Origin of the sequence: Streptomyces tatrensis, assembly GCF_049310065.1 — a bacterium.
GTDB lineage: Bacteria > Actinomycetota > Actinomycetes > Streptomycetales > Streptomycetaceae > Streptomyces.
In genome coordinates, this window is the sequence record NZ_JBMDLB010000011.1 from 5,754,864 (window position 1) to 5,768,043 (window position 13,180).

General features: G+C 73.3%; 15 protein-coding genes. 12 read left to right on the plus strand and 3 right to left on the minus strand.

Annotated features, from left to right (window positions below; translation table 11 throughout):
* Nucleotides 1-15: 15 nt before the first annotated feature.
* The 6 genes from ACODT5_RS42330 (at nt 16) to ACODT5_RS42355 (ending at nt 5,391) form a co-directional block, all read left to right on the plus strand.
* On the plus strand, nt 16-384 hold the full coding sequence (locus ACODT5_RS42330) for a holo-ACP synthase (RefSeq protein WP_422524241.1): 369 nt from the start codon (nt 16-18) through the stop codon (nt 382-384).
* Nucleotides 385-490: 106 nt separating this feature from the next.
* Nucleotides 491-1,906, plus strand: coding sequence for an NAD(P)H-hydrate dehydratase (locus tag ACODT5_RS42335; RefSeq protein WP_422524242.1), 1,416 nt, complete (start codon nt 491-493; stop codon nt 1,904-1,906).
* 335 nt (nt 1,907-2,241) lie between these two features.
* Nucleotides 2,242-3,378 carry an alanine racemase gene (gene alr / locus ACODT5_RS42340; protein ID WP_422524243.1) on the plus strand — a complete coding sequence of 379 codons (1,137 nt, stop codon included), beginning with the start codon at nt 2,242-2,244 and terminating at the stop codon, nt 3,376-3,378.
* Nucleotides 3,323-4,543 (plus strand): alpha/beta fold hydrolase, encoded by a 1,221-nt coding sequence (locus ACODT5_RS42345; RefSeq protein WP_422524244.1) that lies wholly within the window; start codon nt 3,323-3,325, stop codon nt 4,541-4,543. The genes alr and ACODT5_RS42345 overlap by 56 nt, the downstream gene beginning before the upstream one ends.
* Complete coding sequence (gene tsaE / locus ACODT5_RS42350; RefSeq protein WP_422524245.1) at nt 4,527-5,057, plus strand: tRNA (adenosine(37)-N6)-threonylcarbamoyltransferase complex ATPase subunit type 1 TsaE; 531 nt, start codon at nt 4,527-4,529, stop codon at nt 5,055-5,057. The genes ACODT5_RS42345 and tsaE overlap by 17 nt, the downstream gene beginning before the upstream one ends.
* Nucleotides 5,058-5,199: 142 nt before the next feature.
* Nucleotides 5,200-5,391, plus strand: a complete 192-nt coding sequence (locus ACODT5_RS42355) for a hypothetical protein (RefSeq protein WP_422524246.1) — start codon at nt 5,200-5,202, stop codon at nt 5,389-5,391.
* Nucleotides 5,392-5,481: 90 nt separating this feature from the next.
* Here the strand turns inward: ACODT5_RS42355 and ACODT5_RS42360 are convergent, their stop codons facing one another.
* Entirely contained in the window at nt 5,482-6,039 is a 558-nt protein-coding gene (locus ACODT5_RS42360) for a hypothetical protein (protein WP_422524247.1), read from the minus strand.
* A 146-nt stretch (nt 6,040-6,185) separates the two neighbouring features.
* On the opposite strand from ACODT5_RS42360, the gene tsaB reads away from it, so the two are divergent.
* From tsaB to ACODT5_RS42385, 5 genes are read left to right on the plus strand one after another with little or no spacing between them, the layout of a single operon-like run.
* Complete coding sequence (gene tsaB / locus ACODT5_RS42365) at nt 6,186-6,848, plus strand: tRNA (adenosine(37)-N6)-threonylcarbamoyltransferase complex dimerization subunit type 1 TsaB (RefSeq protein WP_422524248.1); 663 nt, start codon at nt 6,186-6,188, stop codon at nt 6,846-6,848.
* Between the two features lie 38 nt (nt 6,849-6,886).
* Nucleotides 6,887-7,399, plus strand: coding sequence for a ribosomal protein S18-alanine N-acetyltransferase (gene rimI / locus ACODT5_RS42370; RefSeq protein WP_422525200.1), 513 nt, complete (start codon nt 6,887-6,889; stop codon nt 7,397-7,399).
* Nucleotides 7,392-8,549: a tRNA (adenosine(37)-N6)-threonylcarbamoyltransferase complex transferase subunit TsaD gene (gene tsaD / locus ACODT5_RS42375; protein ID WP_422524249.1), complete on the plus strand. Its 1,158-nt coding sequence runs from the start codon at nt 7,392-7,394 to the stop codon at nt 8,547-8,549. Before rimI ends, tsaD begins: the two co-directional genes overlap by 8 nt.
* Nucleotides 8,546-8,827, plus strand: a complete 282-nt coding sequence (locus tag ACODT5_RS42380; RefSeq protein ID WP_422524250.1) for a hypothetical protein — start codon at nt 8,546-8,548, stop codon at nt 8,825-8,827. Before tsaD ends, ACODT5_RS42380 begins: the two co-directional genes overlap by 4 nt.
* A 53-nt stretch (nt 8,828-8,880) precedes the next feature.
* Nucleotides 8,881-9,546: a hypothetical protein gene (locus tag ACODT5_RS42385; RefSeq protein ID WP_422524251.1), complete on the plus strand. Its 666-nt coding sequence runs from the start codon at nt 8,881-8,883 to the stop codon at nt 9,544-9,546.
* On the opposite strand, the gene ACODT5_RS42390 is transcribed toward ACODT5_RS42385, so the two are convergent.
* Nucleotides 9,526-10,704, minus strand: coding sequence for a class I SAM-dependent methyltransferase (locus ACODT5_RS42390; RefSeq protein WP_422524252.1), 1,179 nt, complete (start codon nt 10,702-10,704; stop codon nt 9,526-9,528). The two genes, ACODT5_RS42385 and ACODT5_RS42390, sit on opposite strands and share 21 nt — an antisense overlap.
* Nucleotides 10,705-10,804: 100 nt before the next feature.
* Between ACODT5_RS42390 and ACODT5_RS42395 the strand changes: the two genes are divergently transcribed.
* Nucleotides 10,805-11,770, plus strand: a complete 966-nt coding sequence (locus ACODT5_RS42395) for a polysaccharide deacetylase family protein (protein ID WP_422524253.1) — start codon at nt 10,805-10,807, stop codon at nt 11,768-11,770.
* Between the two features lie 63 nt (nt 11,771-11,833).
* Here ACODT5_RS42395 and ACODT5_RS42400 read toward each other — a convergent pair whose 3' ends face one another.
* Nucleotides 11,834-13,063 (minus strand): RNA-guided endonuclease InsQ/TnpB family protein, encoded by a 1,230-nt coding sequence (locus ACODT5_RS42400; protein ID WP_422524254.1) that lies wholly within the window; start codon nt 13,061-13,063, stop codon nt 11,834-11,836.
* Between the last annotated feature and the right edge of the window lie 117 nt (nt 13,064-13,180).

Sequence of the window (13,180 nt, forward strand, 5' to 3'; positions counted from 1 at the left end):
GCTGGAGCTGTAGTTGTGATTATCGGCGTCGGGATCGATGTGGCGGAGATCGAACGGTTCGGCGCGGCGCTGGAGCGCACGCCGCACCTGGCCGAACGGCTGTTCCTCGACTCCGAGATGACCCTGCCGAGCGGCGAGCGGCGCGGAGCCGCCTCGCTCGCCGCCCGGTTCGCGGCCAAGGAGGCACTGGCCAAGGCGCTCGGCGCGCCCGGCGGGATGCTGTGGACCGACGCCGAGGTGTACGTCGAGGAGACCGGGCAGCCGCGCTTGCGGGTGACGGGCACGGTTCAGGCGCGGGCGCTGGCGCTGGGCGTGAAGTCCTGGCACATCTCGCTGAGCCACGACGCGGGCATCGCCTCCGCCGTGGTGATCGCCGAGGGGTAGGGCGGGTCTTTCGGATCAGGCCGGATCAGCTTGCGGTGCCGGACACCGCAAGCCCGGCCTGATCCGAAAGACCCGCCCTAAGGCCTCCGTCGGGCAGGCTGGTGGCATGCGTACTGCTTACAGCGTGGAGACCGTACGGGCCGCCGAGCGCGAGCTGATGGCCCGGGTGCCCGAAGGCACCCTGATGCAGCGGGCGGCGGCCGGACTGGCCGCCGTCTGCGTGCGGTTGCTGCCCCGCGTGTACGGGGCCCGCGTGGTCCTGCTGGTCGGCCCGGGGGACAACGGCGGCGACACCCTCTACGCGGGCGCGAAGCTGGCCCGGCGCGGGGCCGGGGTGACGGCGGTCGCGATGGATCCGGCCCGGCTGCACGCGGGCGGACTGGCCGCGCTGCGGGCCGCCGGCGGGCGCCTCGAAGGGGCCGTGCCCGAGCGGGCCGACCTGGTGCTCGACGGGCTGGTCGGCATCGGCGGCCGGGGCGCGCTGCGGCCGGCCGCGGCCGCGCTGGTGGAGCGGATCCCGGCGGGCGCGGTGGTGGTCGCGGTGGACCTGCCGAGCGGGGTGGACGCGGACACCGGGGAGGTGGCCGGAGCGGCCGTGACGGCGGACGTGACGGTGACCTTCGGGGCGTACAAGCCGGGGCTGCTGATCGACCCGGGGGCCTCGCGGGCGGGGGCGCTGCACCTGGTGGACATCGGGCTGGACTTCGGGACCCCCGGACTGTTCGGGACCCCCGGACTGGAGGCCCTGCAGCACGCCGACGTGGCGGGGCTGCTGCCGGAGCCGACGGCGTCGAGCGACAAGTACCGGCGCGGCGTGCTCGGGGTCGTCGCCGGGTCCGCGCGCTACCCGGGCGCGGCGGTGCTCGCCGTGGCGGGGGCGCTGCGGGGCGGCGCGGGCGCGGTGCGCTACGTGGGGCCGCCGGCGGTGGCGGACGCCGTACTGGCCCGGTACCCCGAGACGCTGATCGGAACCGGCCGGGTCCAGGCGTGGGTGGTCGGGCCCGGGCTGGGCGACGAGGGCGGCCCCGAGGTGCGGGAGGCGCTGTCGCAGCCGGTGCCGGTGCTGGTGGACGCGGACGGGCTGCGCGGGCTGGACCCCGGGGAGCTGCGGGCCCGGGCGGCCCCGACCCTGCTGACCCCGCACGCGGGGGAGGCGGCGGCGCTGCTGGGGCTCGCGCGGGAGACGGTCGAGGCGGGCCGCCTGGAGGCCGTGCGGGGGCTCGCGGAGCGGTACGGGGCGGTGGCGCTGCTGAAGGGGTCGACGACCCTGATCGCCCCGGCCGGGCCCGGCCCCGTCCGGGTGAACCCGACCGGGACCCCGTGGCTGGCCACCGCGGGGAGCGGGGACGTGCTGTCCGGGCTGGCCGGGTCCCTGCTGGCGGCCGGGCTGCCGGCCGTGGACGCCGGGTCGGTGGCGGCGTACCTCCACGGCCTGGCGGCCCGCCTCACCGGTGGCCCCCTCCTGGCCCACCAGGTGGCCGAAGCCCTGCCGAGGGCCTGGCGCGAGGTCGCTCGCCGCTAGCGCCGGGGCCCTGGGCGCGTGCGGCGCCGCTGCCAGGGGCTCCGCCCCCGGACCCCCGCGCCTCACACGTCGGCGGGGCTGGATGTGCGGGCAGCGTCGCCCGTCGCCCGCCGCAGCTGTGCGGGCCGTGGGTGAGCGTGCGGCGCCGCTGCCAGGGGCTCCGCCCCCGGACCCCCGCGCCTCAAGCGCCGGCGGGGCTGGATTTGGCTGGAGTCGGCCTGCGGGTGCGGGGACCGGGGTGGGGTGGCCCGGCTGTGTGGGGCGTAGAGGGGGGTCGCGGGGGTGTGGCCCCGCCTGTTCGGCCCCGTGGGTGGGGCTCTGAGAGACTGTGGGGGATGAACGAGACAGCCGCGCGCGTGTACGCCGAGATCGATCTTGACGCCGTCCGGGCGAACGTACGGGCCCTGCGCGAGCGGGCGCCCCGCTCCGCCCTGATGGCCGTCGTCAAGGCGGATGCCTACGGGCACGGGGCCGTGGCCTGCGCCAGGGCTGCCCAGGAGGCCGGTGCGAGCTGGCTCGGGACCGCCACGCCCGAGGAGGCCCTCGCGCTGCGCGCCGCCGGGCTCGAAGGGCCCGTCCTGTGCTGGCTGTGGACCCCCGGCGGGCCGTGGCGGGAGGCCATCGAGGCCGGTATCGACGTGTCCGTCAGCGCGATGTGGGCCCTCGACGAGGTACGGGAGGCAGCCCGCGCCACCGGACTGACGGCCAGGATCCAGCTCAAGGCCGACACGGGCCTGGGCCGCAACGGCTGCCAGCCCGCCGACTGGGAGGCCCTGGTGACCGCGGCCGTCGCCGCCCAGTCCGAGGGGACCGTCCGCGTCACCGGCGTCTGGTCGCACTTCGCCTGCGCCGACGAGCCCGGACACCCCTCCATCCAGCTCCAGCTGACCGCCTTCCGCGACATGCTCGCGTACGCGGAGAAGGAGGGCGTCGAGCCCGAGGTCCGGCACATCGCCAACTCGCCGGCCACGCTCACCCTCCCCGAGTCCCACTTCGACCTGGTCCGCTGCGGCCTGGCCCTCTACGGGGTCTCGCCCGCGCCCGAGCTCGGCACCCCCGCCCAGCTCGGCCTGCGGCCCGCGATGGCCCTCAAGGCCACCGTCGCGCTGGTCAAGACCGTGCCGGCCGGGCACGGCGTCAGCTACGGCCACCACTACGTCACCGAGCGGGAGACCACCCTCGCGCTGATCCCCGCCGGCTACGCGGACGGCGTCCCGCGCCAGGCGTCGGGGCTCGGCCCGGTGCTCGTCGGCGGCCGCATCCGCACCGTCGCCGGGCGCGTGGCCATGGACCAGTTCGTGGTCGACCTGGACGGCGGCCACGCCCGCGCCGGCGACGAGGCCGTCATCTTCGGGGACGCCGAGCGCGGTGAACCCACCGCCGAGGACTGGGCTCGAGCGGCGCACACGATCGCCTATGAGATCGTCACCCGTATCGGGGCCCGGGTGCCCCGCGTGTACCTGGGCGGCTGAGCGAGCGAGAGGCGGCGGCGTGAGCGAGAACTGGCGCAAGGCGGGCTGGGCCGGAGCCGCCATCGGCGTGATAGCCGCCGGAGCGGCGGCCGGGGTCGCGGTCGAACGGATCACCGTCGGCCGGGGCATGCGCATGAAGGCGCGCCTCGCCCTCGACTCGACCGGGGACTACGGATCCCTGCGCGGAGCCCCCGGCACCGCGCGGGCCGACGACGGCACCGCGCTCTACTACGAGGTCGACGAGCTGCCCGAGGAGGGCAAGCGGCGCCGCCTGCGCCGCAAGGCCCCGGTCCGGCCGACCGTGGTGTTCTGCCACGGCTACTGCCTCGCCCAGGACTCCTGGCACTTCCAGCGCGCGGCCCTGCGCGGCGTGGTCCGCGCCGTGTACTGGGACCAGCGCAGCCACGGCCGCAGCGCGCGCGGCCTGGCCCAGGCCGAAGGCGAGCCGGTCACCTTCGAGCAGCTCGGCCGCGACCTGAAGGCCGTCATCGACGCCGCCGCTCCCGAGGGACCGCTGATCCTGGTCGGTCACTCGATGGGCGGGATGACCATCATGGGACTGGCCCAGGAGTTCCCCGGCCTCATCCGGGACCGGGTGGCCGGTGTGGCCCTGGTCGGCACCTCCAGCGGCCGGCTGCAGGAGGTCACGTACGGGCTGCCCACCCTGGGCTTCAGCACCGTACGGCGCCTGCTGCCCGGGGTGCTCAAGGCGCTCGGCTCCCAGGTGGAGCTGGTGGAGAAGGGCCGCCGGGCCACCGCCGACCTGTTCGCCGGGATGGTCAAGATGTACTCCTTCGCCTCGCGCGACGTCGATCCGGGCGTCGCCCGCTTCGCCGAGCGGCTCATCGAGGCCACGCCCATCGACGTGGTCGCCGAGTTCTACCCGGCCTTCCAGTCGCACGACAAGACGGCCGCCCTCCAGCGGTTCGCGGACATCCCCGTCACCGTCATCGCCGGGGACCGCGACATGGTCACCCCGCCCGACCACAGCCGGGCCATCAAGGAAGCCCTGCCCTCGGCCGAGCTGGTCGTCCTGGAGAGCGCCGGGCACCTGATGATGCTGGAGCAGCCGGACACCGTGACCCGGCTGCTCACCGAGCTCCTCGCGCGCACGGGGACGGTGCCCGCAGCGGCTAACGTTGGCGGGCATGGAAGAAGTACCTGACACGGAAACGCACGTCACCGTCGGCTCGCCCGACGCCATGCAGGATCTCGGGCGCCGGATCGCCGCCCTGCTGCGCCCAGGCGACCTCGTCCTGCTGACCGGGGAGCTCGGCGCCGGGAAGACCACGCTGACCCGCGGCCTCGGCGAGGGCCTGGGCGTGCGCGGGGCCGTGACCTCGCCGACCTTCGTGATCGCCCGGGTCCACCCCTCTCTGACCGGCGGTCCGGCACTGGTGCACGTGGACGCGTACCGGCTGGGCGGCGGGCTGGACGAGATGGAGGACCTGGACCTCGACGTCTCGCTGCCCGAGTCCGTCGTCGTCGTGGAATGGGGCGACGGCAAGGTCGAGGAGCTGTCCGACGACCGGCTGCACGTGGTGATCAGCCGGGCGGTCGGCCACGAGGAGGTCCTGGACGACGTGCGCGAGGTGACGGTCCGCGGGATCGGCACCCGCTGGTCGGCCGGGGCGGGTCTGGAGAGCCTCGCGGGCGTCCTGTCGGCGGAGCAGGCGTAGCGCGGCGCGGTGCGGAGCGGCGCGAAACGTTCCGACAAGTCGTCGGGAAGATATTGCGCGGGCGGTGGGGCGCGTGGTCACATGGTAGCGAGGGCTGGTTAGGCGTACCTAAGTACGGGCTGGCCCCGGCCAGGAGGCAGCCATGTCGGCAACAGGAGCAGCGGGCCGGTCCCCCCGCTCGTCCGCCGTGTCCATGGGGGCGCTGCTCGCGGCGGGCGTCGCCGCCAGCGCCGTGTCGACGCCGCCCGCGCGCGAGCACGCCCCGCAGCCCGATCCCGAAAGGGACGGGGTGGAGGGCAGCGAACAGGCCGCCCCGGAGTCCGAAGCGGCCTGAAGCGGGGGGCCGCCTGACGCGGAGTCCCCGTACGAGTGAATTCGGCGTGTCGAGGCCGGGTCAGGGAACGCCGGGCCGGAGAACGCGGCGTCAGGGAACGACGACGACCTTCGTGCCGATCGTCGCGAAGGCCCACATCGCGTCCCCGTCCGCGCGCAGCATGCGGACACCACCGGTCTTCTTGGCCGGGTCGGGCGCGGGCAGGGTGTTGTCCACGCGGGAGCTGAAGCCGACCGTGACCCCACGGGGACTCGCGAACCGGACGACGTGCTCGATCGGCACCCCGTCCGAGCCGGTCACCTTGCCCGTACGGCCGCCCACCGTGTAGCTGCCGGTCGCCGGGTGCACCGTGCTCGGCACCACCGCGAAGGACTTCGGCTCCCCGCCGGGTCCCACCAGCCACACGCGCTTGGCGCTCAGCGAGTACACGACGCGCACGCCGGTACCGGAACCGGCCGGGAGGGCCACCGGCTTCGACGGGTCCGCCTTGGCGGGCCCGGAGTCGCTCGGAGCGGGCGCCGGGCTCTGCGCGGCGGCCTTCGGCGGGAGTTCGGGAGCGGAGGCGGAGGCCTGGTAGCCGAGGAAACCGACGACGGCGAGCGCCGCGACGGTGAGCCCGGCCACGATTCCCGAGCTGCTGCGTGCCACCTTGCTCCACCTCTCCGCATGGTCAGTCGATGCCAGTCGGATGTCAGGCGGACGATCACACCCCGACACCTGGTCCGAAGGTAGCAGCAGGGGTGCCCGCAGACCGGCCGCAAGGGCCGGGGGCCCCGGAGTCGTAGGCTGTTCGCGTGCTCTTGCTCGCTGTAGATACCGCCACGCCCGCCGTCACCGTCGCCCTGCACGACGGCGAGTCCGTCCTTGCCGAGTCGAACCAGGTCGACGCCCGCCGCCACGGGGAGCTCCTGCTGCCCTCCGTCGACAAGGTCCTCGCCGAGGCGGGGGTCACGCTCGAAGCCGTCACCGGCATCGTCGTCGGCGTCGGCCCCGGCCCCTACACCGGACTGCGCGTCGGCCTCGTGACCGCGTCCACCTTCGCCTCCGTCCTCGGCGTGCCCGTCCACGGGCTGTGCACCCTCGACGGCCTGGCCTACGCGGCCGGCGCCGCCGGGATCGAGGGCCCCTTCACCGTGGCCACCGACGCCCGGCGCAAGGAGGTCTACTGGGCGCGCTACGAGGACCCCCGCACCCGGGCCACAGAGCCCGCGGTGGACCGGCCGGCCGAGATCGCCGAGCGCGTCGCCGGACTGCCCGCCGTCGGACAGGGCGCGCGGCTGTACCCGGACGTGTTCACCGACGCGCGGGCCCCCGAGCACCAGAGCGCGGCCGCGCTGGCCGCCCTGGCCGCGGAAAAGCTGGCGGCGGGGGAGGCCTTCCTGCCCCCGACCCCGCTCTACCTGCGCCGGCCCGACGCCGAGGTGCCCAAGAACTACAAGGTGGTCACCCCGCAGTGACAGCCACCTCAGCCGCCCCAGCCGTCGTCCTGCGCGAGATGCGCTGGTGGGACATCGGGCCCGTGCTGGAGCTGGAGCACGAGCTGTTCCCCGAGGACGCCTGGTCCGCCGGGATGTTCTGGTCCGAGCTGGCCCACGCCCGCGGCCCCGGCGCCACGCGCCGCTACGTCGTGGCGGAGGAGGCCGGCCGGCTCGTCGGCTACGCCGGGCTGGCCGCCGCCGGGGACCTGGCCGACGTACAGACCATCGCCGCGGCCCGCGACCAGTGGGGCACCGGGCTCGGCGCCCGGCTGCTGACCGAGCTGCTGCGCGCCGCCAGTGCCTTCGAGTGCGCCGAGGTGCTGCTGGAGGTGCGGGTCGACAACGTCCGGGCCCAGAAGCTCTACGCCCGCTTCGGTTTCGAGCCGATCGGCTTCCGGCGCGGCTACTACCAGCCCGGCAACGTGGACGCCCTCGTGATGCGCCGGCTTTCCGACCCCGCGGACCCCGCGGACCCCGACTCCGCACTCCCCGACTCCGTACCCCTGCAAGGTGAGACGACCCATGGCTGACGAACCGCTCGTCCTCGGCATCGAGACCTCCTGCGACGAGACCGGCGTGGGCATCGTCCGCGGCACCACACTGCTCGCGGACGCCATCGCGTCGAGCGTCGACGAGCACGCCCGCTTCGGCGGGGTCGTGCCCGAGGTGGCCTCCCGCGCGCACCTGGAGGCGATGGTCCCCACCATCGAGCGCGCCCTGAAGGAGGCCGGGGTCAGCGCCCGCGACCTCGACGGCATCGCCGTCACCGCCGGCCCCGGCCTCGCGGGGGCCCTGCTGGTGGGCGTCTCCGCCGCGAAGGCCTACGCGTACGCGCTGGGCAAGCCGCTGTACGGGGTGAACCACCTGGCCTCGCACATCTGCGTCGACCAGCTGGAGCACGGGCCGCTGCCCGAGCCGACGATGGCGCTGCTGGTCTCCGGCGGGCACTCCTCGCTGCTGCTGGCCCCCGACATCACCTCCGACGTACGGCCGCTCGGCGCGACCATCGACGACGCGGCGGGCGAGGCCTTCGACAAGATCGCCCGCGTCCTGCAGCTGGGCTTCCCCGGCGGCCCGGTCATCGACCGGCTCGCACGCGAGGGGGACCCGAAGGCGATCGCCTTCCCGCGCGGGCTGACGGGGCCGCGCGACGCCCCGTACGACTTCTCCTTCTCCGGGCTCAAGACCTCGGTCGCCCGCTGGATCGAGGCGAAGCGCAAGGCGGGCGAGGACGTGCCGGTGCGCGATGTGGCGGCCTCCTTCCAGGAAGCCGTCGTGGACGTACTGACGCGCAAGGCGATCCGCGCCTGCAAGGACGAGGGCGTCGACCACCTGATGATCGGCGGCGGGGTCGCGGCCAACTCCCGGCTGCGCAGCCTCGCCCAGGAGCGCTGCGACGACGCGGGGATCATCCTGCGGGTGCCGCGGCCGGGGCTCTGCACGGACAATGGCGCGATGGTGGCGGCGCTGGGCGCGGAGATGGTCAAGCGGAACAGGGCCCCCTCGGACTGGGACCTGTCGGCGGACTCTTCGCTTCCGGTCACCGACCCGCATGTTCCCGGCCATTCCCACGGCCATTCCCACGGGGACGGCGGCGGCGACGGGCACGCCCACGGGCACGGCCATGCGCACGACCACGACCACGTGCACGAGCTGAGCAAGGACAACCTCTACTCGTGAGCACCGTCGCGCTGATGTGGGAGGCCCGGTCCGTTCCCGGCCGGGCCAACGAGCTGCTGGAGTGGGCTCGTTCGCAGATCCTGGCCCAAGACCCGGTGCGGCGCGAGGTGTTCAGTGCCCCGCAGGACCGGGTGCTCGTCATCACCTGGTGGGAGACCCCTGAGGGGATCGGCGCCGAACTGCCCGAACTGCCGGAGCCCGCAGCCGATTTGATCACGCGGGCGGTCCATCGCTGGCGCTTCGAATCGGTGGAGGTGGGGGAGACCGGCGGAAGCTGACGCTCCGTCCGGCGGCCCGCCGGGACCCGTGGCGTGCGGATATGGTCATGCGCATGCCCCGTCGTGACCTGCCGCCGCCGCCCCCTCCGCCGCACCTGCGCGCCTGGTTCGACGAGCACGCCGTACGGGCCGTACGGGCCGACCGCGCCCGCTTCCTGAGGGAGCTCGGGCGGCGCAGTCTGGGCTTCGGCCGGCTCCTGCTCCTCTGGTCGGTCTCGGCGGTCTTCGTCCTGGGCTGGACCTTCGTCGGCATGGCCCTGATGTCCATCGAGTCCCAGGACCCGTTCTCGTACCTCTTCGGCCTGATATTCGCCGCGCTCGGCGTGGGCGTGCTGATACCGGCCGGCTTCTGGTTCGCCTGGGGCGCCAAGCGGGACCGGCAGGTGCGCCGGCTGCTGTGCGCCTGGGCGGAGCTGGACCGGGACCCGCCCGTGGACGCCGCCGTACGCGCCCCCGGACGCAGCCTGATCTGGCTGCTGGCCTCCCTCGCCCTGGGCGGGATCGGACTCTGGGTGACCTTCGCGGCGGCGGCGGCGACGGCCCGGCCCGGAGCCGACACCTACGGAGAGGTCGCCTACACCATGGGCATCGGCATGATCCTGTGGATCACCGCCCTGCTGGGCCTCGGCAAGGCGGGCGCGCACTACCGGTGGGCGCTGCGCGTCTTCGGGGGAGGGCTCCGGGGGCCCGGCGGGCCGTCAGGGGCGGGCGGTCGGTGAGCCGATCAGCATCGAGGGGGCGCCGGCGACCCGGGTCAGGAACACCGTGGCGGAGTTCGGGCCCTGCGGCTTCACCTTCCTGCGCAGCTCCTCGGGCTCGATCGCGGAGCCGCGCTTCTTCACGGTGAGGATGCCGACCCCGCGCTCGCGCAGCAGCGCCTTGAGCTTCTTCAGCCCGAACGGCAGCACGTCGGTGATCTCGTACGAGGTCGCGTACGGGGTCTCGTGCAGCTCGTCGGCGGTGATGTACGCGATGGTCGGGTCGATCAGCCGCCCGCCCAGCTGCTCGGCGACCTCGGCGACGAGGTGGGCGCGGATCACGGCCCCGTCGGGCTCGTAGAGGTAGCGGCCGACGGGACCGGCCTCGGGGTCGGGCAGCGGATCGGCGGTCGCCAGCGCGCGCGGACCGGGCAGCAGGGTGGCGCGGATCTCGCCCGGAGCCGTCCCGAACCACAGCACGGCCTCCTTCACGTCCCCCTGGTCGGAGATCCACTCGGCCTGCGCCTCGGCGGGCACCGCCTCGTGCGGGATCCCGGGGGCGATCTTGATGGCGGCAACCTTCGCGGCGCGGGCGGTGGCGATCGCCCAGGACAGCGGCGGCGAGTAGGACTCGGGGTCGAAGATCCGGCCGCGCCCGCCCCGGCGGGCCGGGTCGATGAAGACGGCGTCGTAGCCCGCGGTGTCGACCTCCGTCACATCGGCCTCCCGGACCTCGATCAGGTCCGCCAGCCCCAGCGCCTCGGCGTTCGCCCGCGCGACGGCGACGGTCAGCGGGTCGTGGTCCACCGCCAGGACGCGGATGCCGAGCCGGGCCAGGGCGAGGGCGTCCCCGCCGATCCCGCAGCAGAGGTCCGCGAGGCTCCGTACGCCCAGGGCGGCGAGCCGCTCGGCGCGGTACGAGGCCACCGAGGCGCGGGTGGCCATCTCCCCGCCGCCGGGGGTGAAGTACATCCGGTGGGCGTCCTCGGCCCCGAACTTCGCCACCGCGCGCTGCCGCAGCCGGGCCTGTCCGAGGGCGGCGGAGACCAGTGCGGCGGGGTGTTCGCGGCGCAGCCGGGTGGCGACGGCGAGCTCCTGGGCGGGGTCGTAGTCGCGGAGCGAGTCGAGGAGGGCGTGGCCCTCGGGGGCGAGGAGCGCGGCGAAGTCTTCGGGGGTCACGGGTCCATTGTCGGCCACGGTGGGCCACTCGGAGGAAGCTCGGATTCCTCTCGCGGTGTCGGCCGGGGTGCGTGCATGGCTGGTGTAAAGATCCCCAACTATGCAGCTAGTCCGACAAACGGAACATAAGACGCAACACGGTCACCGGATCGCGGCAGTCGCGCGCGGCCGGTTGGGTACGGCCGCGATGGCCGCACTGCTCGTCGCCGCACTCGGCACGGGCTGCGGAGCCGGCGGGTCCGAGACGCCGGACAAGGCCGCCAAGGCGAAGGCGGCCGCGGGCGCCGCGGGCGAGCAGGCCGGAGCGGCCGGAGCGCTCGGCACCTACGCCGAGAGGCTCAAGGCCCTCCAGCAGGCGAGGATCGTGGCCGCGAAGAAGTGGGGGCTGGCCAAGCCGCCGCTCGTCGCTCCGCAAGCGCCCAAGGAGAAGCCGGAGATCAGCACCCGCGACGGCTTCGAGGTCGAGGGCCAGGACGAGCTGCCCCCCGTCTTCACCACCGTCCCCACGGAGGAGAAGGTCGTCTTCCTGACGATCGACGACGGGGCCGAGAAGGACCCCGAGTTCCTGAAGATGATGCAGGAACTGAAGCTCCCGTACACCGCCTTCCTGAGCGACTACCTGGTCCGGGACAACTACCCGTACTTCAAGGAGATGCAGGCGGCGGGCGTCACGCTGAACAACCACACGCTCAACCACCGCTACATGCCGGCGCTCTCGTACGAGAAGCAGCGCCAGGAGATCTGCGGACAGCAGGACACCATCGAGAAGACGTTCGGCAAGCGTCCGACGCTCTTCCGCCCGCCGTACGGGAACTACAACGAGGACACGCTGCGCGCGGCCAAGTCCTGCGGGATCAAGGCCGTTCCGCTGTGGAACGAGGAGGCCTTCCCCAACCGGATGGACTGGCGGGAGTGGGACAAGGACCTGCACCCCGGGGACATCATCCTCACCCACTTCCGGGGCAAGGAAGACTGGAAGGGAAGCATGACTGACATGATCCGTCACGTCATGAAGACCGTCACGGACAAGGGTTATGCCGTGGCTCGCCTGGAGGATTACTTTTGAATCCTCCCCTCCCTGGAGAGAAGAGGATCCCTCACTCTCCAGGGTTGATCGGGGATTTCTGACTCACGCTGCCAGGCCAGGCAGCGCCTGGTCCGGTCTTACGCGATCAGCGCCAGCCGGGTTGAGACCAGCCCGGACCAGCATCACGCGGGCGGAGTTCTTGTCCCTGGGGGACACGGCTCCGCACGCGGTGCAGGCGTAGGTTCGTTCTGAGAGAGGTAGTGCGTGCTTGGTTCTCGCTCCGCACTGCGCGCAGTCCATCGTGGTGTGCGCGGGGTGTACCAGGAACACGGCACGGCCGTGCTTCCGTGCCATCTCGACCAGCGCCGTCTTCGTCGCGGAGATCGCCGCGTCGGCCGCCTTCCTGGCCATGGTGGACTTGGCGAGGAACTTCGGGCGGAAGTCCTCTACGGCCAGTGCGTCATGGTCGCGGACGACAGCTTTGGCCCACTTGCGGCCGGTGTCCTTGCGCTGCCGGGCCACCTTCCTGTGCAGCTTCGCGACCTGCTTCTTCGCCGCCTGATAGCCCTTCGACCCGGGCTTGCCCTTCGCCGGTTTCCGACGGGCCATCATCCGCTGATAATGCGCGAGGCCGGTGGCGGTCTTCTTGCCGTGCTCGGCATGCGGGAGGTCGTGGTCGTCGCTGGTGGTGGTCGCCGTCTCCTTCACGCCCCAGTCGATGCCGATCGCCCGACCGGTCTCAGGCAGCGGCTCGACCTCGGTGGGGACGACGAACGAGCAGTACCAGTGCCCGAAACTGTCCTGGTACACGCGCACGCTGGACGGATCGGCCGGAAGGTTCCGCGACCACACCACCGTCAGGGCGATTCCGCCCGCCAGGTACAGGCGGCCGTCCTTCAAGCTGAAACCGCGCTTGGTGTAGTTCAGCGACGGCAGCGCTTCCCGCTTCCTCTTCCACTTCGGCATGCCGGCCCGACGCCGCACCGGCAGCCGGTCGTTGATGTCCTTCTGCGCCTTGGCGCGGGACTTCCCGAAATCCCGGATCGCCTGATGCTGCACAACCGAGGACCCGTCCCGCAGCCAGGCGTTCCGGGTGCGGGCTTCGGTCAGCATCTTGTCGAGCTGCGCGGGGCCGCAGGTCCGCTTGGCCGTGCCCTCGGGCCGGTCCTTGTTCCACAGGTGCGTCTGCTTCGACTTCGCGCAGCACTCGTTCCAGATCCACCGGCACCGGTCCCACTCCGCCGTCAAGGCGGCGAGTGCGGTAGACGACACGCGCACGCGGAAGGCCCACCGGGCAAGCCCGGCACCCCCCGCCAATGCTGTCGTCACCATCCCGACAACCTAACGTCGGCCACTGACAACAACGGAAAGAGCAGGCCAGGCCAGATGCGAACCGACCTTAGGCGCTCCACACCTCCGCGCCGAGAACCCATTTCTCCCCGGTCTGAA